The sequence below is a fragment of the Janthinobacterium sp. SUN206 genome, assembly GCF_030587305.1.
Classification (GTDB): domain Bacteria; phylum Pseudomonadota; class Gammaproteobacteria; order Burkholderiales; family Burkholderiaceae_D; genus Janthinobacterium; species Janthinobacterium kumbetense.
This window is the reverse complement of the sequence record NZ_JAPWIB010000010.1, coordinates 1,258-2,663: the sequence shown is the minus strand read 5'-3', so window position 1 is coordinate 2,663 and position 1,406 is coordinate 1,258. Positions and strand designations below refer to the sequence as shown.

The window sequence follows — 1,406 nt, the reverse complement described above, 5'->3', positions numbered from 1 at the left end:
GTATCAACACACACGCAACGTTGTACCGTCTTATCCTCTGTACCTGCTAAGGTTATAGGGACAAGCCGTACGGGCAATTAGTACTGGTTAGCTTAATGCATTACTGCACTTCCACACCCAGCCTATCAACGTCCTGGTCTCGAACGACCCTTCAAAGAGCTCAAGGCTCTGGGAAATCTCATCTCAAGGCAAGTTTCCCGCTTAGATGCTTTCAGCGGTTATCTCTTCCGAACTTAGCTACCCGGCAATGCCACTGGCGTGACAACCGGTACACCAGAGGTTCGTCCACTCCGGTCCTCTCGTACTAGGAGCAGCCCCCTTCAAATTTCCAACGCCCACGGCAGATAGGGACCAAACTGTCTCACGACGTTTTAAACCCAGCTCACGTACCACTTTAAATGGCGAACAGCCATACCCTTGGGACCGGCTACAGCCCCAGGATGTGATGAGCCGACATCGAGGTGCCAAACTCCCCCGTCGATATGAACTCTTGGGAGGAATCAGCCTGTTATCCCCAGAGTACCTTTTATCCGTTGAGCGATGGCCCTTCCATACAGAACCACCGGATCACTATGTCCTACTTTCGTACCTGCTCGACTTGTCAGTCTCGCAGTTAAGCACGCTTATGCCATTGCACTATCAACACGATGTCCGACCGTATCTAGCGTACCTTCGAACTCCTCCGTTACACTTTAGGAGGAGACCGCCCCAGTCAAACTGCCTACCATGCACTGTCCCCGATCCGGATAACGGACCAAGGTTAGAACCTCAAACAAACCAGGGTGGTATTTCAAGGTTGGCTCCACGAGAACTAGCGTCCCCGCTTCAAAGCCTCCCACCTATCCTACACAGATTGGTTCAAAGTCCAATGCAAAGCTACAGTAAAGGTTCATGGGGTCTTTCCGTCTAGCCGCGGGTAGATTGCATCATCACAAACATTTCAACTTCGCTGAGTCTCGGGAGGAGACAGTGTGGCCATCGTTACGCCATTCGTGCAGGTCGGAACTTACCCGACAAGGAATTTCGCTACCTTAGGACCGTTATAGTTACGGCCGCCGTTTACTGGGACTTCAATCAAGAGCTTGCACCCCATCATTTAATCTTCCAGCACCGGGCAGGCGTCACACCCTATACGTCCACTTTCGTGTTTGCAGAGTGCTGTGTTTTTATTAAACAGTCGCAGCCACCAGTTTATTGCAACCCTTTCACCCTCATGGAGTAAACCAATCAAGCTACCGGGGCGTACCTTTTCCCGAAGTTACGGTACCAATTTGCCGAGTTCCTTCTCCCGAGTTCTCTCAAGCGCCTTAGAATACTCATCTCGCCCACCTGTGTCGGTTTGCGGTACGGTCTCGTATGACTGAAGCTTAGAGGCTTTTCTTGGAACCACTTCCGATTGCTTCGTG

At 51.3% G+C, this 1,406-nt stretch carries 1 rRNA gene (running past one end of the window); it reads right to left on the bottom strand.

The features are described 5' to 3' along the window. Positions 1 to 56: 56 nt before the first annotated feature. Positions 57 to 1,406: ribosomal RNA gene (locus tag O3300_RS28365) — 23S ribosomal RNA — on the bottom strand; its annotated part runs 1,257 nt beyond the window's last position; the annotation flags it as partial.